Origin of the sequence: Noviherbaspirillum sp. (genome assembly GCF_036563305.1) — a bacterium.
In the GTDB taxonomy this organism is placed as follows: Bacteria; Pseudomonadota; Gammaproteobacteria; order Burkholderiales; family Burkholderiaceae_D; genus Noviherbaspirillum.
Map to the genome: position 1 here is coordinate 30,541 of NZ_DATCMQ010000003.1, position 22,877 is coordinate 53,417.

General features: G+C 67.3%; 20 protein-coding genes. 11 read left to right on the forward strand and 9 right to left on the reverse strand.

From position 1 onward, the window contains the following. Nucleotides 1-10: 10 nt before the first annotated feature. Nucleotides 11-1,342, reverse strand: coding sequence for a TolC family outer membrane protein (locus VIM12_RS00525; protein ID WP_331939647.1), 1,332 nt, complete (start codon nt 1,340-1,342; stop codon nt 11-13). 267 nt (nt 1,343-1,609) lie between these two features. Here VIM12_RS00525 and VIM12_RS00530 point away from each other — a divergent pair, with 267 nt between their 5' ends. Beyond that, the gene (locus VIM12_RS00530; protein ID WP_331939648.1) at nt 1,610-2,653 is read left to right on the forward strand and encodes a hypothetical protein; all 1,044 of its coding nucleotides are present in this window, start codon (nt 1,610-1,612) and stop codon (nt 2,651-2,653) included. Between the two features lie 96 nt (nt 2,654-2,749). Here VIM12_RS00530 and VIM12_RS00535 read toward each other — a convergent pair whose 3' ends face one another. Further along, nucleotides 2,750-3,499, reverse strand: a complete 750-nt coding sequence (locus VIM12_RS00535; protein ID WP_331939649.1) for a SapC family protein — start codon at nt 3,497-3,499, stop codon at nt 2,750-2,752. A 303-nt stretch (nt 3,500-3,802) separates the two neighbouring features. Between VIM12_RS00535 and VIM12_RS00540 the strand changes: the two genes are divergently transcribed. Further along, nucleotides 3,803-4,261, forward strand: coding sequence for a cache domain-containing protein (locus VIM12_RS00540; RefSeq protein WP_331939650.1), 459 nt, complete (start codon nt 3,803-3,805; stop codon nt 4,259-4,261). A gap of 214 nt (nt 4,262-4,475) precedes the next feature. Then, the gene (locus VIM12_RS00545; protein ID WP_331939651.1) at nt 4,476-4,922 is read left to right on the forward strand and encodes a hypothetical protein; all 447 of its coding nucleotides are present in this window, start codon (nt 4,476-4,478) and stop codon (nt 4,920-4,922) included. Between the two features lie 22 nt (nt 4,923-4,944). Here VIM12_RS00545 and VIM12_RS00550 read toward each other — a convergent pair whose 3' ends face one another. The 5 genes from VIM12_RS00550 to VIM12_RS00570 form a co-directional block, all read right to left on the reverse strand. Next, nucleotides 4,945-6,084 carry an acyl-CoA dehydrogenase family protein gene (locus tag VIM12_RS00550; protein WP_331939652.1) on the reverse strand — a complete coding sequence of 380 codons (1,140 nt, stop codon included), beginning with the start codon at nt 6,082-6,084 and terminating at the stop codon, nt 4,945-4,947. Nucleotides 6,085-6,114: 30 nt separating this feature from the next. After that, complete coding sequence (locus VIM12_RS00555) at nt 6,115-7,299, reverse strand: acyl-CoA dehydrogenase family protein (RefSeq protein ID WP_331939653.1); 1,185 nt, start codon at nt 7,297-7,299, stop codon at nt 6,115-6,117. A gap of 8 nt (nt 7,300-7,307) precedes the next feature. After that, entirely contained in the window at nt 7,308-8,072 is a 765-nt protein-coding gene (locus tag VIM12_RS00560) for an SDR family oxidoreductase (protein WP_331939654.1), read from the reverse strand. Nucleotides 8,073-8,310: 238 nt separating this feature from the next. Beyond that, entirely contained in the window at nt 8,311-8,991 is a 681-nt protein-coding gene (locus VIM12_RS00565) for a response regulator transcription factor (protein ID WP_331939655.1), read from the reverse strand. A gap of 269 nt (nt 8,992-9,260) precedes the next feature. Beyond that, the gene (locus VIM12_RS00570; RefSeq protein ID WP_331939656.1) at nt 9,261-10,550 is read right to left on the reverse strand and encodes a TetR/AcrR family transcriptional regulator; all 1,290 of its coding nucleotides are present in this window, start codon (nt 10,548-10,550) and stop codon (nt 9,261-9,263) included. 260 nt (nt 10,551-10,810) lie between these two features. On the opposite strand from VIM12_RS00570, the gene VIM12_RS00575 reads away from it, so the two are divergent. The 8 genes from VIM12_RS00575 to mrtJ all read left to right on the forward strand — a co-directional run bounded on the left by VIM12_RS00575 (nt 10,811) and on the right by mrtJ (nt 21,430). Continuing rightward, complete coding sequence (locus tag VIM12_RS00575) at nt 10,811-12,109, forward strand: MFS transporter (RefSeq protein ID WP_331939657.1); 1,299 nt, start codon at nt 10,811-10,813, stop codon at nt 12,107-12,109. Nucleotides 12,110-12,157: 48 nt separating this feature from the next. Continuing rightward, nucleotides 12,158-13,909 (forward strand): long-chain-fatty-acid--CoA ligase, encoded by a 1,752-nt coding sequence (locus VIM12_RS00580; RefSeq protein WP_331939658.1) that lies wholly within the window; start codon nt 12,158-12,160, stop codon nt 13,907-13,909. A gap of 83 nt (nt 13,910-13,992) precedes the next feature. Next, on the forward strand, nt 13,993-14,964 hold the full coding sequence (locus tag VIM12_RS00585) for an NAD-dependent epimerase/dehydratase family protein (RefSeq protein ID WP_331939659.1): 972 nt from the start codon (nt 13,993-13,995) through the stop codon (nt 14,962-14,964). Continuing rightward, the gene (locus VIM12_RS00590; protein WP_331939660.1) at nt 14,951-16,261 is read left to right on the forward strand and encodes a flavin-containing monooxygenase; all 1,311 of its coding nucleotides are present in this window, start codon (nt 14,951-14,953) and stop codon (nt 16,259-16,261) included. Before VIM12_RS00585 ends, VIM12_RS00590 begins: the two co-directional genes overlap by 14 nt. Nucleotides 16,262-16,672: 411 nt before the next feature. Next, nucleotides 16,673-17,062: a PA2779 family protein gene (locus VIM12_RS00595; protein ID WP_331939661.1), complete on the forward strand. Its 390-nt coding sequence runs from the start codon at nt 16,673-16,675 to the stop codon at nt 17,060-17,062. Then, entirely contained in the window at nt 17,059-18,015 is a 957-nt protein-coding gene (locus tag VIM12_RS00600) for a PA2778 family cysteine peptidase (protein WP_331939662.1), read from the forward strand. Before VIM12_RS00595 ends, VIM12_RS00600 begins: the two co-directional genes overlap by 4 nt. A gap of 558 nt (nt 18,016-18,573) precedes the next feature. Further along, nucleotides 18,574-20,958: a PQQ-dependent sugar dehydrogenase gene (locus VIM12_RS00605; protein WP_331939663.1), complete on the forward strand. Its 2,385-nt coding sequence runs from the start codon at nt 18,574-18,576 to the stop codon at nt 20,956-20,958. Beyond that, entirely contained in the window at nt 20,939-21,430 is a 492-nt protein-coding gene (gene mrtJ, locus VIM12_RS00610; protein WP_331939664.1) for a JDVT-CTERM system glutamic-type intramembrane protease MrtJ, read from the forward strand. Before VIM12_RS00605 ends, mrtJ begins: the two co-directional genes overlap by 20 nt. Nucleotides 21,431-21,458: 28 nt before the next feature. On the opposite strand, the gene VIM12_RS00615 is transcribed toward mrtJ, so the two are convergent. Beyond that, nucleotides 21,459-21,935 carry an NADH-quinone oxidoreductase subunit B family protein gene (locus VIM12_RS00615; protein ID WP_331939665.1) on the reverse strand — a complete coding sequence of 159 codons (477 nt, stop codon included), beginning with the start codon at nt 21,933-21,935 and terminating at the stop codon, nt 21,459-21,461. Nucleotides 21,936-22,038: 103 nt separating this feature from the next. Further along, nucleotides 22,039-22,869, reverse strand: coding sequence for a helix-turn-helix domain-containing protein (locus VIM12_RS00620; RefSeq protein ID WP_331939666.1), 831 nt, complete (start codon nt 22,867-22,869; stop codon nt 22,039-22,041). Between the last annotated feature and the right edge of the window lie 8 nt (nt 22,870-22,877).

Here is a 22,877-nt window from a genome sequence, read left to right on the forward strand (position 1 = left end):
CGTTGTGTTCTTATTGCATCAGCCTGCTGAGCCGCAGCAGGTCTTCCTCGCTCAGCGAACCCGCGGCCTGCTTCAGGCGCAGCACGTTGAGCTGGTAGTCGTAGCGGGCCTGGGCCGCGTCGCGACGCGCAGCGTACAGGTCGCGCTCGGCGTCGAGCACGGCGAGCACCGTGGTCAGGCCCGCCTTGTAGCCTTCATCCTTGAGCTTGCGGGCGCTTTCCAGCGCGGTCACCGACTGGTTCAGCGCATTCACGCGCACCATGCCGCTCATCACGCCGAGGTAGGCCGCGCGCGCCTGCCGCTCGATCTGGCGGCGGTCGCGCTCGAGGTCCTCCCGCGCGGTCTCGTGGTGCTTGACCGCCTGTCCTGTCAGCGCGCTGGTGGCGCCGCCTTCATAGATCGGGACCGTCAGCCGGAACATCATCTGGTTCGTGTTGACCGTGCTGCCGCCGCCGAACAGGCTGCCGCCGGTGTCGTTGACATTGCGGCTGTAGGAGAAATCCAGGCTCGGGAAGTAGCCGGCCTTCTGCCGTCCGATCTCCTGGCGCGCGACCTCCACGGCCATTTGCCGCGCCTGCAGCAGCAGGTTGTTGTTGAGCGAGGTGCCGACCCACTGCTCCGGGTCCTGCGGCTCCGGCCCGATGAGCGGGATGGTCGCTGGCAGCACCGACAGGTTGCCCGGCATCCTGCCGATGATCTCGCGCAGCGCCTGCATCTTGTCCGCGAGGTCGTTCTCGGCCGCGACCACGTCCGACTCCTTGAGCGCATTGCGGGCGCGCGCGTCGTACAGGTTGACCACCGTGGCCTGGCCGCTGGAATACTTGCCCTGGGCGAGGTCGAGCTGGCGCCGGATCGATTCCTGCTCGCCCTTCGCCAGCGCCAGCGCGTCCTGCGCCGCCAGCACCGCGAGGTAGGCAGTCGCGGTGCGCATCATCAGGTCCTGCTCGGCCGCCGCATAGGCGGATGCGGCCTGCTTCTCGGTGGCCTTGGCCTGGTTGTAGCGGCGCCATGCGCCGAGCTTGAAAATCGGCTGGGTGATGGTCAGCGTTTGCTCGGTGGTGGGATACTTCGCCTGGCCGGTGGCAAACACCGCGTTTTCGCTCTTGGTGATGTTCTGGTCCACCGTCGCGCGGGTGTAGCCCAGCCCGACGTTCGGTAGCAGCCCGGACCGGGCCTCCTTGGTGGCGAATTCGGTGGCCTCGAACTCGCTGCGCATTGCGCGGTAGCGGGGATCGTTCTCCCTGGCCAGCTGGTAGATATCGGCGAGCGTCTCGGCCTGGGCGGCAACGGCAAGCACGGACAACAGTGCCAGCACGCCGGCGCGGAAAGGAAGTGTGTTCATGTTCTGGATGCGGAGGAGGTGGGGCAATGTCCGCACCCTGCGCCGCTCGCCATGCTGCCGGTCGGGGCCTCTTGCTGACAGTCACCAAATGTTACGAGCAGAATTTAATTGATACATAGAGGCGTGTCCACAGGAAATCTTGCAGAGTGGAACATGTGACGCAAAAAAATATTTATGATCCATATCAAATTTTCCTCACAGTAATTTTGCTTTGGAAAAGTGCAGTATCGGCACAAGACTTAACTGAAAAACCGCAGGAAGACGTTAGTGAAAGAAGACCGGGAAAACGTATTTCAAGCCAGGGGCTGCACCGTCGCATGGGGTAGCGGCGGCCTGCTGCTGCAATTTGCGCCAGCCGCTGCAGACATGCCCGGGCGCGACTTCGCCCTGCCCGCGGCAAGCGCCGCCGGTTTGCTTCGGCAATTGAATGAGGCGGTGCATGCCGCAGAGGCGCAGCATGGCGTCCTATGGTCCGAGGCCAGCCTGCGCTTCGGCGAGGAGAGCGATCGCCGCACAGGGCTGGGAAGCGGCGGCGACATGCTGGGACCGGAAGGCGCGCAGATGTACGGGCTGCTGAAGAACCTGCCGCTGAATGGTTACGAGCGCTCCTTCAAGATGCAGCCGGGGCGGCTCTTGCCGGAGCGCTTCCTGCTCGGGATCCGGCGCGACGCGCTGCTGCCGGAGCAGTTCGCCGAGATCGTCGACCGCTTGTGCATACCGGCGCCGTTTCGCGCCGCCCTTGCCGCCGCCATGCCCCGCACCAGTTTCCTGCATTTCGGCCATGAAGCCGGCGACGGCGGCAGCGTGCGCAAGGTCTACCAGGAATTCATCCCGGGCGGGGTGGAGCCGGACCTGCTGTATCTCGGCTACAAATGGGACCCTGCGGATCCCACGCGGCGCATGGTTTCACGCTACCGGCTGCTGCACGGCCTCGGCCGCGACGGCATGCGGGCCCGCATCGGCGCCGTGCATGGCGCATGTGCCGAGGACATGCTTGCGACGACCGCGATCGTCGACCTCGCGCTGGCACGCAGCAGCGAGGACGCGCTGCTGTACGTGGAGGTCAGCGAAGAGGGCAATCCGCGCCTGTCATACGACATCAACCTGTATGCAGCCGGCCTCCGCATCGCGGACGTTGCAACCATCATCGGCGCGAAGGCCGCCCGCCTCGGTATTCTTCCCGGCGCATGGGAGGCGCAACTGGGGCGCATGCGTGGCGCCCGCATAGGCCACGTATCGGGCGGTACGGGACGCGACGGCCAGTCCTTCCTGACTGTGTACTGGCTGCCCCGGACCGCACCTGCGAGCTGAAGGGCACAAGCCCGGAAACGGCGACGCCCCGCCATGCCGGAGCATGAACGGGGCGTCGCCGGATGCGGCAATATGCCGGCGCGAGCCGGCACGGCGTCAGTGCACGGTGCCTGCCGGCTTTGCCGCCGGCGCATCCATGCGGTTGGCCAGGCGGGCGACATTGCGCAGCGAAAGCAGGTGGGCATAGATCCAGCCCATGAAGCCGGTGCGCACCAGTTCCAGCGTCTTCGCATCGTCCAGCGCGTTGAGCTTGGCCTCGTCGACCACCCACAGGCCTTCCAGCGTCTGCTTGCTGCCGTTGCGCTCGACGGTGATGACCTTGGGCGACAGCACGCCAAGCTCGGCCACCTTGGCGGCGAAAGCGGCGGTGCGCTTCATCTCCGCATGGAACAGGCGCAGGAACTCCACCACGTTCTTCAGGTATTCGGTTTCCTGGCCGTCGGCGCCGAACAGGGCCTCGCCCTCTTCCTCACCCAGGCCGCGATACGCCTCGTCCACGCAGACGGTCAGCGTCTCGGCGGTCTCCGCGCCGGCCAGCACGAACGGATAGCGGCGGATGAAGGCCGGGATGTAGGTGCCGCGCTCCCAGTTGCCGCTGCTGTCGGTGAACAGGTTTTCCTTGTCGCCGAGGCCGACCAGTGCCGCCGCGGTGAACGGGCCACCTTCGCTGCCCACGAAAACGATCGGGTAATCACGGCAGGCTTCGGCGAACTCGCTGCCCGCCAGCAGCACCGAGTTGGTCTTGTCCGCGAACGAGAAATGCTCGGGCAGGATGCGGATCTTGAGCTTCTGGTGCCGGTCCCGGTTCAGGGCGACTGCGCGTTCGTAGAAAATCATGGTTGTCATTCTTGTTGCGTCCTTGTCTATCCGATTGAAGAATGGTTGCAGCGCCGTCCGGCGCGCCTGCCCCGATCAGCCGGGCTATTGTAGCCGTCCTTTGCGGTGCGGCAAATCACCGATTCGCGATGCATGCTTGTCGCCGCTGGCGATACCGCGCAATCGTCATAGCGCTTCCCCCTGTCCCGCGGCATGTCGCGCTTCGCATACAGTCGCGCGGTTATTGCGCAAATCTATTGCAATACAGAAACAGAACGCCTAGATTGGTGGACGAGGACAACCTCGCACAACAACATCACTTTGGAGACAAGCATGAGAAGCATGTGGGCCGCCGCGGCAATCGTCGTCATGAATGCCGCACTGAGCACCGGCGCAATTGCGGCCGACAAGGGCACCAAGGAAGAAGCCACCGCGCTTTCCAAGAAGGCCATCGCGTTTTACAAGGCGAACGGCAAGGACAAGGCCTACGCCGAGATCAACAACAAGTCGGGCCAGTTCGTGGACCGCGACCTTTACGTCTACGTCGTCGACACATCGGGCCACGTCCGTGCGCACGGCACCAACCCCAAGCTGATCGACAAGGACCTGATGCAACTGAAGGATGCGGACGGCAAGGCGTTCGTGGCGGAAGTGGTCGAGCTGGTCAAGGCGAACAAGACCGGATGGGTGGACTACAAGTGGACCAACCCGGTGAGCAAGCAGATCGAGTCGAAGACCACCTACGTCGAGCCGATGGGCGACCTGGGCTTCGCAGTCGGCGTGTACAAGTAAGCGGCATTCAACGGCAGGGCGGCGGCAAGCCGCCCCCGCCTCCACCAGGGCACGCCCTCCCGGGCGCCTTGATTGCGGCACCTGCCGCAGCAGGCCGCTTGGACGCCCCAACGCCCTGCAAGCCCAAGACCCTCCTGCGATTTCTCAACGCCCGCCGCTGCCGGATCGCTAGCATGCATGCACGCGAACGACAGAACACGCACAGGGAGTGGAGATGGCTGCGGACGATGCATGCATGGCCTTCGGATTCAACCTCGGCTATTGGGAGAACCTGCCGGAGCGCTGGCAGGATCAGGGCAGCCCGAATGACTGCTTCGAGCTCGACGTGCTGGTGACCGGACGGCTGTCCTTCCTGTCTGAGAGCGTGCGCGACCAGACCGAAGAACAGCGCCGCCGTTTCCGCCGGGTGAGGGAGCAGCTGCAGTGGAGTTTTCCGATCGACGTGTTCGCGCATGGCCGCAGCTTCCAGCGGCCGATGTTTTTCATTGCGGTGCGCGGTGCGGTCTACCGCACCGACGACGGCAATCCCTTGTCCTTCGACGCAAGCGACCTTGTCGTCAGCAAGTTCCAGGTTGCCCAGCTGCGCGAGTATTGCGCGGCGCACGGCATCCGCTGGCAGGAACCGAAGTGGCACCTGCTGCTGGACCAGCTCGGCGCCTGAATCGATTGCGCCGTCCGGCGCCTCAGTATCCGCCCAGCCTCGCCCAGCGGTCGGCGTGGAAGTGGGTGTCGCCGAACAGTTCCTGCGCGACCCGCGCGCGCTTCATGAAAAAACCGATCTCGAATTCGTCGGTCATGCCGATCCCGCCATGCATCTGCACGCCTTCCTGCACCGCACGCGTGGCGGTCGCGCCGGCACGGGCCTTGGCCGCCGATGCCAGCGCGGCAGCGCCATCAGCGCCCTGGTCGAGCGCCTGCTGCGCGCGCAGCACCAGGGCGCGGGTGATCTCGATGTCGGCGTACAGGTCGGCGGCGCGGTGCTGCAGCGCCTGGAATTCGCCGATCAGGCGGCCGAACTGGCGGCGTTCCTTCAGGTAGCCGACGGTGCGCTCGAATGCCTCGTCGGCGATACCCAGCAACTCCGCCGCGAGCCCGACCCGGCCGGCGTCGAGCGCAGCCTCCAGCACATTCCATCCGCCGCCGATGCCGCCGACGGCGTCCGAGGCCGCGACCCGGACGCCGCGCAAGACCACCCGTGCCGCATTGTGCGCATCCACCATCACGGTGCGCTCGATCTCCACGCCAGGCGCGCTGCGCGCCACCAGGAACAGCGTGATGCCCGCGCGCTCGCCGCTCGACCCGCCGCTGCGCGCGGCCACGATCAGGGTGTCGGCGACATGCCCGTCGACCACGAACAGCTTGGCGCCGTCGAGGATCCAGGAGTCGCCGTCGGCCCGGGCCTGCAGCCCGATATGCGTCGGCCGGTGCTTTGCATGCTCGTCAATCGCGAGCGCCATCTTCAGGCTGCCGCGCGCCAGGGCCGGCAGGTAGATCTGCTGCTGGCCGGCGTTGCCGTACCGCGCCAGCAGGGTCGCCGCCAGCAGTGCGCTGGACAGGAAAGGCACGGGCGTCAGGTTGCGGCCGATTGCTTCCATGACGATGCCGGCCTCGACGTGGCCAAGGCCGAGGCCGCCATGGGCTTCCGGCACGAGCACGCCGGTGAAGCCCATCTCGGCGAAGCCTTGCCAGAGTTCGGGCGAGTATCCGTTGTCGTCCCGGTCGTCGCGCAGCCTGCGCAGGTGGGAGACGGGTGCGTTTTCACGAAGGAAGGCAAGCGCGCTGTCGCGCAGCATGTCCTGTTCCTGGTTCAGGGCGAGTGGCATCGGCGTATTCAGGTGGTGAGGTGGGGACGCTCAGGCGTCGGGCAGGCCGAGGATGCGCTTGGAGATGATGTTGAGCTGCACTTCGCTGGTGCCGCCCTCGATCGAGTTCGCCTTGGTGCGCAGCCAGGACCGCGCCAGCTCGCCGCCGCGGCTGCGCGCGCTTTCCCATTCCAGCGCGTCGGCGCCGCCGGCCGCCATCAGCAGCTCGTAGCGGCGCTTGTTGAGTTCGGCGCCGTAATACTTGAGCACCGACGAGAAGGCGGGGTTGACCTTGCCCTGCCGCGCAAGATCGCCGGTCCGTTCCATCGTCAGCCGGAATGCGGCTTCGTCGATCTCGAAGATCGCCACCTGGCTGCGCAGCATCGGGTCGTCCAGCAAGCCCCGCGCGTCGGTGCCGACCGCATCGGCGGCAAACCTTCCGAGCGGACGGCTGATGGCGCGATCGCCGATGGCGCCGATCATCTCGCGCTCATGGGTGAGCAGGTACTTGGCGATCTCCCAGCCGCCGTTGGGCTCGCCCACCAGGTTCTCCTTGGGCACCCTGACGTTGTCGAAGAAGGTTTCGCAGAACGGCGACTTGCCCGAAATGAGCGTGATCGGGCGCGTTGAAACGCCCGGCGACTGCATGTCGAACAGCAGGAAGCTGATGCCGGTATGCTTGCGCGCCGAAAAATCGGTGCGCACCAGGCAGAAGATCCAGTCGGCCTTGTCGGCATAGGAGGTCCACACCTTCTGCCCGTTCACCAGGAAGTGGTCGCCCTGGTCTTCGGCCTTCGTCTGCAGCGACGCCAGGTCGGAGCCGGCATTCGGCTCGGAATAGCCCTGGCACCAGCGGATCTCGCCGCGGGCGATCTTCGGCAGGTGTTCCCGCTTCTGCGCTTCCGATCCGTACCTGAGCAGCGCCGGCCCGAGCATCCAGATGCCGAAGCTCTGCAACGGCGACCGGCAGCCCAGTGCCTGCATCTCCTGCCGCAGCACCTTGGCCTGGTCGCGGTCGAGTCCGCCGCCGCCGTAGTCGCGCGGCCATTCGGGAACGGTCCAGCCGCGCTCCGCCATGCGCTGCAGCCACAGCTTCTGCGCCTCGGACTGGAACGCGAAGTTGCGGCCGCCCCAGCAGGTATCGTCCTCGCCGGTGACCGGCTGCCGCATCTCGGGCGGGCAGTTGGCCTCCAGCCAGGCGCGCGTCTCCGCGCGGAACGTGTCGAGCCTGTCCATGACGCGGCTCAGATGGTGGCGCCGCCGTCGACGACGACGGCCTGCCCGGTGATGAAGCTGCCTGCCTTGGAAGCGAGGTAGACGGCGGTGCCGGCGATTTCGTCCGGCTCGCCGATCCGTCGCAGCGGCGTGGTCGAGGTGGCACGCTGCAGCGTGTCCGGGTTCTCCCACAGCGCGCGGGCGAAGTCGGTGCGGATCAGGCCAGGCGCGATGCAGTTGACACGCACGTTGTGCGGACCGAATTCCACGGCCAGGTTGCGCGCCAGTTGGAAGTCGGCGGCCTTCGACACGTTGTAGGCGCCGATCACCGGCGAGCCGCGCAGGCCGCCGATGGACGAGACGATGATGATGGCGCCGTCGCGGCGCTCGATCATCTGCGGGGCGACCATCTGGATCAGCCAGTGGTTGGCGATCACATTGTTCTCGAGGATCTTGCGGAACTGGTCGTCCTCGATCCCGGCCATCGGGCCGTAGTAGGGATTCGAGGCCGCGTTGCAGACCAGGATGTCGATGCGGCCGAACGCCTGCATGGTCTCCTGTATCAGATTCTGCAGGTCGGTCTTGGAGGAGATGCTGGCGGCGACGGCGATCGCGGTGCCGGCGCCGTGCTTCGCATTCAGTGCGTTCGCCACTTCCTCGCAGGGGCCGAACTTGCGCGAGGAGATGACCACCTTGGCGCCCTGCTCCGCCATGCGCTCCGCAATGGCCCGGCCGATGCCGCGTGAAGATCCGGTGATGACGGCGACCTTGCCGCCGAGGTCGAACAGGGACATGTCTCGCTCCTGGATATTGTTGTGGAGGCCGGCCGCCGGGCAGTACATTGAAAACAGGCTACTTTTTCGAAAAACCGGATATCGGCCGACTGTTTGTAGGCATGTTATAGCTTGTGTGTGAACAAGGTGTCAATACCGCTTTTACGAAAACCGGAGGTCACGGTGAAAATGAGAGGCGCGCGCATGTGCCCGGCACAATGCCGGGCCAATGCCCCGACGGCGCTGCCACGGGTCGCGCTCAACCGGCGAACAAGCCGATCAGTTCCGCCCGCGAGCGCACGTTGAAGACGAGGAAGATGGAAGAGACGCTGTTCTTCACCGAGCCGAGCGCAAGGCCGGTCTCGTGGGCGATCTGCTGGTTGTCGTGGCCGGCGAGGATGAGCTCGAGTATCTGGATCTGGCGCTTGCTGAGGGCGGCGCCGCTCACGCGCGCGGCGGCATCCGCGCCGAGCCCCGGAACGGAAGGCGCATGACCGGGGTCGGACGGCATGCCGAGACGACCTGCGGCCAGGTCCTCCACCGCGGTTAGCAGCCCGCTGAGGCTGCCGCCGTCGCCGCTCTTGCTGACGAAGGCCACGGCGCCCAGCATCGCCGCCTTCTCGCGCACCCGTTCTTCCTGCAGCCCGGAGACGATGATGACGGGCAATCGCGGGTAACGCTGGCGCAGCAGCGCCAGGCCGGCAAGACCGCGGGTGTCGCCCAGGTGCAGATCGAGCAGCAGCAGAAAGACCTCGTCGGCATGATCTTTCAGGAAGACCAGCGCCTGCTCCAGGCTTTGCGCCTCCTCCACCTGGAAACGCTCGCCGAAGTGCTGGAGCAGGACCGAGCGCAGGCCGACCCGGACCAGTTCATGGTCGTCGACGGCAAGAATGGTGCGCGCGCCGCGCGCGGTCTCGTTATGCGGAATGCTGCCGGTCATGGTGCAAGCTTCATGGGAAATGCGCCGTTTCTTGTATGTTCCTGCAGGTTCATCCTGGTGCCTTTCGTCGTGCGACCCCGGGCTGCGGCGGGCAATGCTGCAGGCTGCCGGCAATCTCCGCCTCCGTCCGATCCGCGGATTGTAAAACATTGCGGGCGGGCGTACGCCTGCTGCATCGGTGCCGCCCGCAACATCGGCGCCCGGATGACGCCGGTCAGACGCTGCATCCGCCGCGCCGCTTGCGGCCTGCCGGAACGGAACACCCCATGTCATTCGACCTGTTTGCGCCAGGCGTTCGCGCCCGCCACGGCCGCCGCCATCCTCTCGTCCGGCTTGAGAATCCCGAGAAAGAGCGGTCGCACGAACAGCTCGACCGCATTCTCGGCGGTGATGCCCGGCACCCAGCGCTCCAGCTCCACCGAGGCATTGATCATGCCGCTGACGAGATGGGCGGCGATGGCCTGGTCCAGCGGGCGCACGGAGCCGTCCTGCATGCCGTCCACCAGGAAGGCGACGAAGCGCAGGCCGAGCTGGTTGATGGTGTTGAGCTTGTCGCCGCGGATCTCCTCCGGCAGTTCGCTCCATGCCGACATGCGCAGCAACGGTCCGCGGTCGGAGAACTGGTAGCGCACCAGCGCGCGGGATACCGCGCACAACTTGTCCCATCCGGAACCTTCGGCGCGCAGCGCCGCGGTCTGCGTGTCGCGGATCAGCGCGAAAGTGCGGTCGAAACAGGCCGCGATCAGGTCTTCCTTGTTGGGATTGTGATGGTAGAACGAGCCCTTGGTGACGTTCAGGCGCGCGGAGATCCGGTCGACCGAGGCACCGTGGTAACCCTGTTCGTTGATCAGTGCGGTGGCTGCGCGCAGGAAGGCATCCTGGGTGGTGGCGTCCGCCCCGGGGGCCTGCGCGAGCAGCGCATCCAGCGCGGTCTGCCGCCAGCGCGCCCGACCACCGCCCATGCCGCCGATGAGGATCTCGCTCATGCGGGCGGCGGCATGCGCATAGTCATCCGGATCGTAGCGGCTGCTCCAGGACATTGCCCGCACCGTCAGCGTCAGCAGCAGGTGACTGCGCGCGTTGAGCGCGACGCGGTCGGCCGGCAGCGGCGCGTCGCCGGCGAGCAGCCGGCGCACCCGGCGGAACATGTCGGTGTAGGCGGAGAACACGACCTCGGCATGCGCGCCGGTCAGCACCTGCGCATCGCGGAAGGTCATCATCTCCGCCGCCTCGTTGCGATGTATCTGGGCCAGGCGCGCGAAGAACAGGGCAATGAAGCGGCGGATGCGCTGCTCGGCGTCCGGCGCGGCGGCCGCCACCGGGATGATCGCGTTGATCGCCTCGATCGAATGCAGCAGGCAGGCGACGACCAGGTCTTCCTTCTTCTTGTAGTAGTAGGTGATGCTGTTGGTGCTCAGGCCGACCTGGCCGGCCACATCGGACAGCGTCGCGCCCTTGACGCCGTGCTGGTTGAACAGGCGCGCCGCCGCATGAAGGATGGACTCCCGCTTCTTCACGTAGCGCTGCGTCATGCGGCTGGTCTGGAGATCCTCGGTCATGTCGGCGCATCGGCTGTTGGGCTGGAAGGATTATACCGGCGCCGGCCTGCCTGCCGAGGCCCGCAGGCATCCCGATGCCACGCCCGGGCGCGCAAGTGTGGCGCGATAGCATACATACCGGCATTTCTAATGCATAAAACAACACGCCTGTCGCACAGGGATGGCACAACCGGTGCGGCATGCTAAGATGATTTCCGCCTGACATACCATCTATACTAAAACAGGATGCCGAGCATCTATCTCATCTCGCTGGCCCGGCGATGAACGCGCGCCAACCGCTTGCGGAAGACAACGCGCAGCGCCTGGCCCTCGAACAGGCCTATCGCGCGCGGGTGCGCCGCCACCTGCCACGCAACTTCGCCGCGAACCTGGCGCACGGCATGCTCGGCCTCACCGGCTTCCGGCTGGTGACGGCGCCCACTTTCGTGCCCGCCTACATCTACCTGCTGTCCTCCTCCAAGCTTGCCGTCGGACTGGCGCTGGCGGCGCAGTTCATCGGCATGGCGCTGTCGTCGATCTGGGGCGCGACGCTGATCGAGCACCGCCGGAAAGTGCTGCCGGTGGTGTTCTCGATCGGCTGGCTGATGCGCGTGCAGATCCTCGGCCTGGCACTGTCGGCCTGGTTGCTGGAGGGCTGGTGGGCGCTTGCCGCGGCATGTCTTTTCCTGGCGCTGTTCGGCCTGTTCAACGGCGTCCAGAGCGTCGCCTTCGCCTATCTGATGTCGAAGGTGATCCCGGTCGACCGCCGCGGCAGCCTCACCGGCCTGCGCAATTTTCTCGGCGGCCTGATCGCGGCGGGCGTCGCCTGGCTGGGCGGCCGCTACCTGGTCGGCACCAATGCCTTCGGCAACGGCTATGCGAGCACCTTCATGGTCGCCTTCATCCTGACCAGCGTCGGCATCTCGGCGCTGTCCTTCGTGCGCGAACCGAAATCGCCCTGGGTGCACCCCCGCACCGGGCTTGCCCAGCGGCTGCGGCAGGTGCCTGCGCTGCTGCGTGCCGATCCCCACTACAAGCGCTTCTTCCAGGCGCGGGCGCTGGCGGCGCTCGGCACGGCTGCCCTGCCGTTCTATGCTATCTATGCCGGCGGCGGGGCGGCGCTGTCCGGCGCCATGCTCGGCTACCTGTCGCTGGCCTTCCTGCTGGCGCAGACGTTCAGCAACCTGGCGTGGGGCGCGCTGGCCGACCGCCACGGCTACCGGCTGGTGTTCCTTGCCAGCCTGGCGCTCTGGATCGGCGCCACCGGCGGCCTGCTGCTGGCGCATGAACCGGGCTGGGTGGTGCTTGCATTCTGCGGGCTGGGCGCCGGATTTGGCGGTTACTTCGTCGCGTCGCAGAACCTGGTGCTCGAGTTCGGCGCCAGCCACGACCGGCCGATGCTGATCGCGGTGTCCGACACCGCTTCCCACCTGATGATGGCGGCCGGCCCGGTACTCGGCGGGCTGATCGCGCAGGGCTTCGACTTCGCCTGGCTGTTCGGCGCCGCGATCGTGCTGAAGTCGCTCGCGCTGCTGATGGTGCTGCGCCTCGAGGAACCGCGAGGGAGGCAGAAGGACTGAACGACGACGATGCGGCGAACGACCGCACGACAAACAACAGGAGACAACGTGGAGCACAGGACCTACCCGGAATACAGTTCGCAATACCCGCTGCTGCTGACCACCTTCATGAAGCGCCCCGTCCGCCTCTACCCGGACGATATCGGGGTGGTGTACCGCAATCACCTGACCAGCGAGTACTTCCGCTTCACCTGGCGCCAGTGGTACCGGCGCGTATCGCAGCTTGCCCATGCGCTGGAGAAGAAACTCGGGATTGCGGGCGCCAGCGGCGGCATCGGCGACCGGGTCGGGACAATGGCGCTCAACACCCATCGCCACCTCGAGCTCTACTACGCGGTTCCCTGCATCGGCGCCACCCTGCATCCTGTCAACGTGCGGCTGTCGCCGGAACACGTGGTCTACACCATCCGGCACGCGCAGGACAAGGTGATCTTCGTCGACGACAGCGTGCTGCCGCTGCTGGAAGGGATCTACGATCAGGTCAAGGACACGGTGCGGGCTTTCGTCTACATGTCGGACAAGCCCGGCCTGCCGCAGACGACGATTCCCGACCTGCTGGCCTATGAGGAACTGATCGCCGGCGAGCCGGAGGACTACGACTGGCCCTGGCTGTCCGAGGACACCAATGCGACGCTGTGCTACACCACCGGCACGACCGGCCAGCCCAAGGGCGCAACCTTCACCCATCGCCAGCTGTACCTGCTGACCCTGCACGTGATGGCGACGCAGGCGGTCGTCAACACGCCGGATTTCGACGCGCAGGGGGGCGGCAACCGGTTGGGCGAGAATGCGGTGCCGATGCTGAACACGCCGATGTTCCACATCCACGGCTGGGGCGCGCCGTTCCTGACCGTCTTCAGCGCCCAGAAGATCGTGCTGCCCGGGACCTTCACCGTGCAGGGCTTCTGCGAGCTGGTCGAGCGCGAGCGGGTGACCTCGGTCGGCATCGTGCCGACCATCGCCGCGATGCTGCTCGACTACAAGGACTTCCACAAGTACGACCTGGGCAGCCTTGTGCGCATCAGCATCGGCGGCGGCGCGCTGCCGCTCGGTCTCAAGACCAAGCTGGAGAAGCTGATGCCGAATTTCCGCGTCAGCTCCGGCTACGGGATGACGGAGACCGCGCCGACCACGGTCGCGTCCTTCCTGAAGAAGCACATGGTCGGCTGGCCGAAGGACAGGGTCGACGACGTCATGGTCAAGACCGGGCTGCCGCTGCTCGGCCTGGACGTGGAGGTCGTCGACGAGCAAGGCAGGCCCGTGCCGCACGACGACCGGAGCGTGGGCGAGATCGTGATACGCGGTCCCTGGGTGACGCAGCAGTATTTTCGCGCCCCGGACAGGACCGGCGAAGTCTGGCGCGACGGCTGGTTCCATACCGGCGACATCGCCAAGGTCGATACCGATGGCTATATCGTGATTGCCGACCGCATCAAGGACGTGATCCGCAGCGGCGCCGAAATGGTGCCGACCGTCCTGCTGGAAAACCTGATCCAGATGGCGGACTTCGTGCTGGAGGCGACAGTGGTCGGCGTGCCCGATCCGACCTGGGGCGAGGTGCCGCTGGCACTTGTGGTGCTGCGGCCGGGCTTTGCGGCAAGCGAGCAGGATATCGTCGACTTCCTTGCCAGGCACGGCGTGGACAGCGGCAAGATCACCCGCTGGATGCTGCCGAAGCGGGTGGCGATCGTCGACGAGATACCGAAGACCAGCGTCGGCAAGTACAACAAGAAGCTCGTGCGCGACCAGATCGACCGCTTCCTTGCCGTCGCCAGGGACGTGGCGCCGGCGCGGGATTGACGCGCCGGCGGCAGCGGCATATTCCGCCGGGACGCGCCGGCGGTGCGGCAAGTCAGGCAGTACAACGGCAAGGAGAATGACAGATGCGTATTCTCGTCCTGGGCGCCGCCGGTTTCATCGGCAGCCGTCTCGCTGCGGCGCTTCGCGCGCGCGGCGGCTTCACTGCGCTGGTCCTGGCCGACAGCCGTCCGCCGGGCGCATCGGCGTCGGCGCCGCATGCCGCGGTCGCGGACGGTGCCGTCCGCTCGCTGCAGGGCGACATCTGCAGCGAGGATTTCCTCGACCGGGTGTTCGACCAGCCCTTTGACGTCGTCTATCACCTGGCGGCGTCGCTGACGCTGGACGCTGAAACCGACTTCGCGCGCGGGATGGCCGTCAACGTGCATGCGCTGATGCGCCTGCTGGAGCGATGCCGGGCGCAACCCGCACCGCCGCGGCTGCTGTTCGCCAGCTCGATCTCGACCTTCGGCGGACCGCTGCCCGAGGTGGTCGGCGACCGTGTGGCGCAGACGCCGCAGACTTCCTACGGCACCCATAAGGCGATCGCCGAACTGCTGATCAGCGACTACGCGCGGCGCGGTTACCTCGATGGCCGCGCACTCCGCCTGCCGGTGGTGCTCACCCATCCGGGGCCGCCCGGCACGAGCGTGTCGGACCGCATCGCCTCGCTGATCCGGGAACCGCTGGCCGGCAAGGACACGACCTGCCCGCTGGCGCCCGACACCCGCATCCCGGTCGCTTCGGTACAGGCGGTGGTCACCGCGCTGCTGCGGCTGCAGGACGTGCCGGCGGCGGCGTTCGGCGCCGGCCGCGCCCTCAACCTGCCGTCATTGACGCTCACCCCGGCGGACATCGCGGCGGCGGTGGCACGCGCGCCCGTCACCCATCCCCGCGGCAGCATCCGCTGGGAACCGGACCCGCAGCTGCAGGCCATCGTCGACAGCTGGCCGCGCGGTTTCGATTCCGCGCTGGCGCGCAGTCTGGGCATCGTCGCCGACGCGTCGGCCGATGCCATCGTCGCCCGCCACCTGGAGGCCACCCATGTCCCGACCTGACTCGCTGCCGGTCTGCATCGTTGGCGCCGGCTCTTCCGGCGTCACCGTCGCCAAGGCGCTCCGGCAGAAGGGCGTGCCCTTCGAGTGCTTCGAAATCGGCTCCGATATCGGCGGCATGTGGCGCTACGAGAACGACAATGGATTGTCGTCCGCCTACCGCAGCCTGCATATCGATACCAGCCGCAACAACCTCGGCTACTCGGATTTCCCGATACCCGACCGCTATCCGGATTTCCTTTCGCACTACGAGGTGATGGAATACCTGGAAGCCTATGCCGCGCATTTCGGCGTCAGGCAGCACATCCGTTTCCGGACGCGGGTCGAGGATGTCCGGCCGGACGGGGACGGCGCATGGCTGGTGCGGCTCGGCAGCGGCGAGACCAGGCGCTACCGCGCCGTGATCGTCGCCAACGGCCATCTCTGGGACCCGCGCCTGCCGGACTTCCCCGGCCGCTTCGACGGGATGGCGATCCACTCGCACCACTACCGCACCGCCGCGCCGTTCGCCGACCTCAATGTGATGGTGGTCGGCATCGGCAATTCCGCAGTCGACATCGCGGTCGATGTCTGCAAGTCGGCCAGGAGCACCCTGCTGTCCACCCGCCGCAGCGCCTGGATCATGCCGAAGTACCTGATGGGCATCCCGATCGACCGATGGTCGGCGTTCCTGTCGCGCAAGCTGCGACTGCCGACCCCGGTGACACGCGCTGTCATCGGCCGCCTGATGAAGCTGGCGGTCGGCGACCAGGCCCGCTTTGGCGTGCCGCGTCCGCGCCATCCGATCTGGCGCGAACACGCGACGCTCAGCCAGGAGCTGCTGCCCTATGCCGGCCATGGCTGGATCCGCATCAAGCCCAACATCCGCGAACTGCAGGGCAAGGCGGTCGCGTTCGAGGACGGCAGCATCGCGCCGGTCGACGCCATCATCTACGCAACCGGCTATCGCACCACCTTTCCTTTCATCGATCCTTCCCTCTTCAAGGTCGAGGACGGCCGGGCCGCGCTCTACCGGCGCATGATGCCGCCCGGCCTGCCCGGCCTGTACATGGCGGGACTGGTGCAGCCCATCGGGCCGACCATTCCGCTGGTCGAGATCCAGGGCCAATGGCTGGCTTCCGTGCTCTCGGGAGAAACGGCGCTGCCGTCGCCGCAAGCGATGGCGGCCGAGATCGACCGCCACGCGCGCGCGGTGGCGAAGCGCTATGTCGGTTCCGCCCGGTACACGCTGGAAGTCGATTTCCGGGAATACGCCCGGCAGCTCCGGCGCGACATGGCGTCAGGCCGGGCCGGGCGCTGAAACGCCGCCGGCATGAGGCACGCGTGCCGCCCGGCGCGTCTTGTCCCCGGGGCAATACGACAGGCTTCCCGCGGCCGTACGTGGCACGCCGTTCCGCAGCCGGCACCGGCTTCGGAGGGAACCATCTGCGCCCTGTGCTTACTGATGGGAAGCGTCAGGATCGGACACGACGCCAAATTGCAACGTCCCTCGCCTTGCCTGCCACCGCCGCCGCTCCAGCTTCATTCCCGTTGAGGGCAATCAAGGAGAGGGCGGGAAGTTGCGGTAGAAGTAAATCGGAGCGGCTTGCCGCAGGTCGCCTTTCGCTGCGCCGGCGTCGGGGAGTTGCCGGCGCCGGTGCCCATGCAGGCACTCCCGTGCAGGCATACCCGTGCCGGCGCTCGCCCGTCGTCATCATCTCAAGGAGAAATCATGAACGCCTTCAAACGCCTCACCGCATCGATGCTTGTCGTCTGCATGTCCGCTCTGAGCCTGCCGATGCAGGCCGGCGCCGCCATCGTCACCACCCAGGAAGCCGCGGCGGGCCAGTCGGCCGGCGTCGAGCGCGACCACGTGGTCGGCTTCCTGTCCCGCGAGGAGGTGCGCAAGTCGATTGAAGCGCAGGGTGTCGATCCGCAGGCCGCCATCGACCGCGTGCAAGCCATGTCCGACGAGGAAGTGCAGCAGCTTGCAGGACGGATCGACCAGCTGCCGGCCGGCGGCGATGTGCTCGGCATCATCTTCACGGTATTCATCGTGCTGCTGGTCACCGACATCCTCGGGTTCACGAAAATCTTCCCGTTCACCCGTTCGATCCGATGACGCCAGGCGCATTCGCCTCCGGCGAGCGGATGCGCGCCTTCGCGGCACTGCTGCTGGCACTGGTGCTGGCCGGCTGCGCCACGCCGCGCATGGCCGCGCTGCAGCAGGACTGGCCGACGGGGTTGCCGCCGGCGGCGCTGCTGGCCGACGTGCCCTTCCATCCGCAGGAGGACTACCAGTGCGGGCCGGCGGCGCTTGCCATGGCGGCGGGCGCCGCCGGCGTGCCGATCCGGCCCGAACAGCTTGTCAGCCAGGTCTACCTGCCGGCCCGGCAAGGGTCGCTGCAGCCCGAGATGATGGCCGCGACGCGGCGCATGGGCCTGATCGCCTACCGGATTCAACCCGATCTCGAGGCCCTGCTGCGCGAAGTTGCCGCCGGCAACCCGGTGATCGTGCTCCAGAACCTCTCCTTGCCTTTCGCGCCGGTCTGGCACTATGCGGTGGCGATCGGCTATGACCGCGCGCGCAATGTCCTGATCCTGCATTCCGGTCCGGCGGAGCGCACCGAGATGTCGCTCTACGCATTCGAACGCACCTGGGACAGGTCGCAGCGCTGGGGGATGCTGGCGCTGGCACCCGCGCGGCTTCCCGCCACGGCCGACGCGGCCACCTATGCGGCAGCCGCGGTCGCGCTCGAGCGCAGCTCCGGCAGCGCCGCCGGGACCGCCTACCGTACCGCCCTCGGGCGCTGGCCCAACGACCCGGTCCTCCAGCTCGGCGCCGGGAACACCGCCTACGCGGCCGGCGACCTCGCCGCGGCGGCGGCGGCTTATCGCAAGCTGGTCACGGCGCATCCGGGTTTTGCCGACGGCTGGAACAATCTGGCGCAGGCGCTGTTCGATCAGGGACGGCGCGACGAGGCGATGGCGGCAGTCAGCAAGGCGGTCGCACTCGGCGGCCCGAGGCTGGAGAGCTACCGCGCGCTGCAGCGGCAGATACAGGCACAGCTGTAAACATCCTCCCTCGCGGCCGCATTGCGTCTCCGAGCATGTTGGCGCGCGCTGCCGGAGCACGGGGCGCGGCGCCGTCATCCCTTCCACCGCGTCACGCCCGGCTGCGGCGAGCTTGTGCCATCCCGCGGCCGACGCTGCCGTACTCGCCGTACGCCTGCATGTACTCCCCATCGATCCGCTTGCCCGACGCCGCGGGAAGCGCTACGCCTTTCGTATCGGATCGATGCGGCTTGAGCTAGCGCATACGAGTACGCCTCTGCACCGGCAGGCTTGATTCCCCTCATCATTGATTTGCCGGACGGATGCTAACTTCCAGTCACACATCGCAGTCATAGGGGCAAGCCGACCCTCGCGTTCGGATTTGCCGTTTCGCTGTCGGCCCATGCCTGCAGCGACGGTTCCATCTCACGATCGTTCCGCGCCCCTTCCCGATGCAGCGCCGACACGCCTCCTCCCGGGCGCCACACCGAGCCGACATCGAATGCGCGCATTTTTCGCGCAGGGGTTGTGCTGCGACCGCGAAACGATGCAAGTCACTAACCAAGCCATGAGGTGAAGATGTCACGATCAAGATCCGCAGCACGCATTCCCGCCGCCTCCCCGGCGCACCCGCGCTGGTCCGCCATGCGCCGCGCCCTGTTCTGCGCATTCGCCCTGGCGATGCCGCTCGCCCATGCCGCCAGCGTCCCTGTCGGCTTCACCGACCGCCAGGTGGCGAGCGGGTTCCAGAGCCCGACCTCGATGGGCATGCTGCCGGACGGCCGCGCGCTGGTGGTCGAGCAGAATGGCGTAATCCGCATCGTCAAGAATGACGCGCTGCTCTCGAGCAGCTTTTATACGGTGCAGAACGTCGACACCTTCTCCGAGCGCGGTTGCCTCGGCGTCACCGCCGACCCCAACTTCGCGGTCAACCAGCATGTCTACCTGTACTGCACCGTGCTCACGGGCGGCGGCAGCCGCAACCGCGTGCTGCGGGTGACGGCATCGGGCGACGCCGCGATTCCCGGCTCCGAAGTGACGCTGCTCGAACTGCCCAACGTGCCGAGCGGCGTGCAATGGCACATGGGCGGCCCGCTGCGCTTCGGGGTCGACGGCAAGCTGTATGTCGCCGTGGGCGGCCATGAGGACCTGCGCACCGACCCGCTGGAGGCCTCCTTCTCGCAGAATGTCGCCAGCCCCTTCGGCAAGATCCTGCGTATCAATCCCGATGGCAGCTTCCCGCCCGACAATCCGTTCTACAACACCCCGGGCGCCTACCGCGGCAACTACGTGCTCGGCCTGCGCAACCCGTACGCAATCGACATCCAGCCCGACACCGGCCTGCTGTACATCAATGACGTCGGCGCGGGCAGCGTCGAGGAAATCAACCGCGCGGTCGCGGGCGCGAACTACGCGTGGCCGATCCACGAAGGCAGCACATCGGACGCGCGCTTCACCAACGCGGTCCACGAATACCGGCGCGACGCCGGCTGCGCGATTACCGGCGGCAGCTTCTACAATCCGGTCAGCCCGCAATTCCCGCCGCAGTACGTCGGCAAATACCTGTTCACCGACTACTGCAGCGGCTGGATCCGGATGATCGATCCGGCCAACCCGGCGGCAGGCGCACAGGAGTTCGCAACCAACATCGGCAGTCCGGTGGCCCTGGCAACCGCGGCGGACGGCAGCCTCTACTACCTTGCCCGCAACCAGGGCGAGGGCGGCGCCAGCTCCGGGGCGCTCGGCAAGATCACCTTCACCAACACGCTCGGTCCGCGCCTGACGCAGCAGCCGCGGGCACAGACGATTTTCCTCGGCGATCCCGTCACGTTCACGGTGGCGGCCGACGGCGCCTCCAGCTACCAGTGGCGGCGCAACGGGGTGGATATTCCGGGTGCCACGTCCGCCAGCTATACGATTGCGCGCACGACGCCGGCCGACAGCGGCGCAACCTTCAGCGTCGCCGTCAGCAACGCCGACGGCACGGTGGTGTCGGACGCCGCCGCGCTCACCGTGACGAGCAACCGCCTGCCGTCGCCGGCCATTACGTCTCCCGGCGCGGACGTGGGATTTGTCCCGGGCGACAAGATCGGCTTCGCCGGCACCGCCAGCGACGCCGAGGACGGTAACCTGCCGGCCTCCGCGCTCAGCTGGAAAGTGGACTTCATGCACGACACGCATTCCCATCCGTTCTACCCGACGACCACGGGCATCACCAGTGGCGAGCTCACGGTGCCGACCTTCGACGCCGAGGCAGCCAACATCTGGCTGCGTCTGTCGCTGACCGCCACCGACAGCGCCGGCCAGACCAGCACGGTCTCGCGCGACATCTATCCCGATGCGCAGCTCAGCGACGTGCGTACCGCGTCGGCTCCGACCAATGGCCGCGGCGACATTGCGCTCAACCGCAACAACGCCGGCGGCCCGATCCGCCTGGACGGCATCAACTATGCGAAGGGCATCGGCGTGTACGCGCCCTCGGAACTGCGCTACCAACTGGGCGGCGCCTGCACCGGGCACCTGATCGCCGACGTCGGTATCGACGACGCCGCCGGCAACAGCGGCTCCGCCGTGTTCCAGGTGTACCTGGATGACGCCAAGGTATTCGACAGCGGCGTGATGCGCGGCAGCGACCTGCGCAAGGCCATCTACCTCAGTATCGCCGGCAAGAACAGCCTGCGGCTGGTGGTGACGGACGGCGGCGACGGCAATGCGTCCGACCTGGCGAACTGGGGCGCACCGCGCGTGACCGGCTGCCCGGCGGCGATCGTCGACCGCGGCAACGGCGGCACCAGTGGCGGCGCCGGCGCGCCCATCATCGCGCCGGTTGCCGGCAAGGGCGGCGGCGGGGGTTGCGCGATCGGCGGCAGCGGCCGCTTCGATCCGGTACTGCCCGGCCTGCTGGCCGTGGCGCTGGCGGCGATCGGCTGGCGTCGCCGCAAGGATGGCGCAGGCAAGCGGTAGCCAGGCGGTGCGGGCCCGGTGGCGTGACGAACTGGGCCTGCATTGCCGCGCGGGCTTTCTTCGCAGCCCGTCCTACCTGTGCGCGCTGGCCGCAGGGCCGGCCTTCCTGCTCCTTCTCGATGCAGGCTGGCCCGGACTCCGCGCCGGCGCTCCCGCGGCTCCGCTTGCCGTGCTGTCGCTGGTGCTCTGGCAACCGATCATCGAGGAACTCCTGTTCCGCGGCGTCGTGCAGGGACAGCTGCTGTCGACGGCGCACGGCCGGCGCGAGGCGGCCGGCCTCAGTGTCGCCAATGCGCTGAGCTCGCTGCTGTTCATGGGCGCGCATCTCATCCATCATCCGCCGGCATGGGCGGCGGCAATCCTAGTTCCGTCCCTGGTCTTCGGCTATTTCCGCGAGCGCGAAGGCAGTCTCCTGCCGCCGTTGCTGCTGCACGTCTCCTACAACGCCTGCTACTTCCTGTGGCCGTTGTGATCCCGGATCCGTCGCCGTATCGACCCGTTCAGCGCAGGAGCACCTTCGCCCGCTTCACCTTCTGCTGCAGCTGCAGGATCCCGTAGACCAGGGCTTCGGCCGTGGGCGGACAGCCCGGCACGTAGACGTCGACCGGGATGATGCGGTCACAGCCGCGCACGACGGAATAGGAGTAGTGGTAGTAGCCGCCGCCGTTGGCGCAGGAACCCATGGAAATCACGTACTTCGGATCGGGCATCTGGTCGTAGACCTTGCGCACCGCCGCCGCCATCTTGTTGGTGAGCGTGCCGGCGACGATCATCAGGTCGGCCTGGCGCGGACTGGCGCGCGGCATGACGCCGAAGCGGTCCATGTCGTAACGCGAGGCGGCGGCCTGCATCATCTCGACCGCGCAACAGGCGAGGCCGAAGGACAGGTACCAGATGCTGTTGCTGCGGGCGTGCGCCAGCAGGGTATCGACCGAGGTGAGGATGTAGCCGTGGGTATCGAGCGACGTGCCTTCCATAGAATTTCCCCTTTCCGAGCAGGAAACGATAGCCCGGGCGCGGCGGGAAATCTTGTACCGACACGACATCCCGTCCGCCGGCAGCGCCGGTTGGCGCCCTGACCTAGTCCACGAAGGCGGGCAATTCCTCGGCGCTGAGCTGCCACAGGCTGTAGATGGAACCGGGTGCCAAGCGCTCGCGCGCGAATTGCGCCGGCGGCTGCCCGACGAAGCGGCGGAAATCGCGGGTGAGATGCGCCTGGTCCACATAGCCGGCCTGCAGGGCCGCCTGCGCCAGGCTGGCCGGCTGCCGATGCGCCTGCATCATGCCGGCCAGCGCGCTGGAAAAGCGCATCAGCCGGCGATAGTCGCGCAGGGACATGCCGTGGTGGATCAGGAAGCGGCGCTCCAGCTGCCGCGTGCCGATGCCGAGCGCCGCGGCGAGATCGGTCGCCGGCAGCAGCAGGCGTTCCAGCGTCATGGGCGGCAGCGGCAGCGCGCGGACCCGGGCGGGATCGAGCCGGGCCAGCAGGAAGGCCTCGAGCGCCGCCACCCGTTCCCGGTCACCGCGCGCCGCGTCCAGTCGCGCCTGCAGCGCCTCGACCTGGGACCGCGGCACCAGGTCATCCAGCCGCACCTCGGCGTCGCCGAGTGCATGGGCGGGAACACCGAAACAGGCCAGGAACCCGGAGGGGCGAAAGGTGGCGGCGATGAAGCGGCTTGCGGGCTCGACCCGGAACAGGCGGGGCGCGAGGCTGCCCGGCGCAACGAAGGCAACGGGAAGCCCGTCCGCCCCGTCGTCGGCAATATGGAAGGCGCCGCCGTGCAGGTAGACCACCAGCTGGATGTCGGCCGCGGCCGGCAGGTGCACGCAGTCGCTGTCGAACCCGCCCAGCATGATGTTGCGCACCGCGGGGCGCAACGGGGGGCAGGCGAGGACGACCTTGCGCGACATCGCGGCGC

What these genes read in the sequence shown, in the direction of transcription:
- VIM12_RS00575 (WP_331939657.1), top strand. Translation starts at nt 10,811, where the DNA reads ATGAACGCGCGCCAACCGCTTGCGGAAGACAACGCGCAGCGCCTGGCC.
- VIM12_RS00595 (WP_331939661.1), top strand. Translation starts at nt 16,673, where the DNA reads ATGAACGCCTTCAAACGCCTCACCGCATCGATGCTTGTCGTCTGCATG.
- VIM12_RS00565 (WP_331939655.1), bottom strand. Translation starts at nt 8,991, where the DNA reads ATGACCGGCAGCATTCCGCATAACGAGACCGCGCGCGGCGCGCGCACC.
- VIM12_RS00550 (WP_331939652.1), bottom strand. Translation starts at nt 6,084, where the DNA reads ATGCCACTCGCCCTGAACCAGGAACAGGACATGCTGCGCGACAGCGCG.
- VIM12_RS00620 (WP_331939666.1), bottom strand. Translation starts at nt 22,869, where the DNA reads ATGTCGCGCAAGGTCGTCCTCGCCTGCCCCCCGTTGCGCCCCGCGGTG.
- VIM12_RS00560 (WP_331939654.1), bottom strand. Translation starts at nt 8,072, where the DNA reads ATGTCCCTGTTCGACCTCGGCGGCAAGGTCGCCGTCATCACCGGATCT.
- VIM12_RS00590 (WP_331939660.1), top strand. Translation starts at nt 14,951, where the DNA reads ATGTCCCGACCTGACTCGCTGCCGGTCTGCATCGTTGGCGCCGGCTCT.
- VIM12_RS00570 (WP_331939656.1), bottom strand. Translation starts at nt 10,550, where the DNA reads ATGACCGAGGATCTCCAGACCAGCCGCATGACGCAGCGCTACGTGAAG.
- VIM12_RS00525 (WP_331939647.1), bottom strand. Translation starts at nt 1,342, where the DNA reads ATGAACACACTTCCTTTCCGCGCCGGCGTGCTGGCACTGTTGTCCGTG.
- VIM12_RS00555 (WP_331939653.1), bottom strand. Translation starts at nt 7,299, where the DNA reads ATGGACAGGCTCGACACGTTCCGCGCGGAGACGCGCGCCTGGCTGGAG.
- VIM12_RS00585 (WP_331939659.1), top strand. Translation starts at nt 13,993, where the DNA reads ATGCGTATTCTCGTCCTGGGCGCCGCCGGTTTCATCGGCAGCCGTCTC.
- mrtJ (WP_331939664.1), top strand. Translation starts at nt 20,939, where the DNA reads ATGGCGCAGGCAAGCGGTAGCCAGGCGGTGCGGGCCCGGTGGCGTGAC.
- VIM12_RS00535 (WP_331939649.1), bottom strand. Translation starts at nt 3,499, where the DNA reads ATGACAACCATGATTTTCTACGAACGCGCAGTCGCCCTGAACCGGGAC.
- VIM12_RS00600 (WP_331939662.1), top strand. Translation starts at nt 17,059, where the DNA reads ATGACGCCAGGCGCATTCGCCTCCGGCGAGCGGATGCGCGCCTTCGCG.
- VIM12_RS00540 (WP_331939650.1), top strand. Translation starts at nt 3,803, where the DNA reads ATGAGAAGCATGTGGGCCGCCGCGGCAATCGTCGTCATGAATGCCGCA.
- VIM12_RS00605 (WP_331939663.1), top strand. Translation starts at nt 18,574, where the DNA reads ATGTCACGATCAAGATCCGCAGCACGCATTCCCGCCGCCTCCCCGGCG.
- VIM12_RS00615 (WP_331939665.1), bottom strand. Translation starts at nt 21,935, where the DNA reads ATGGAAGGCACGTCGCTCGATACCCACGGCTACATCCTCACCTCGGTC.
- VIM12_RS00545 (WP_331939651.1), top strand. Translation starts at nt 4,476, where the DNA reads ATGGCTGCGGACGATGCATGCATGGCCTTCGGATTCAACCTCGGCTAT.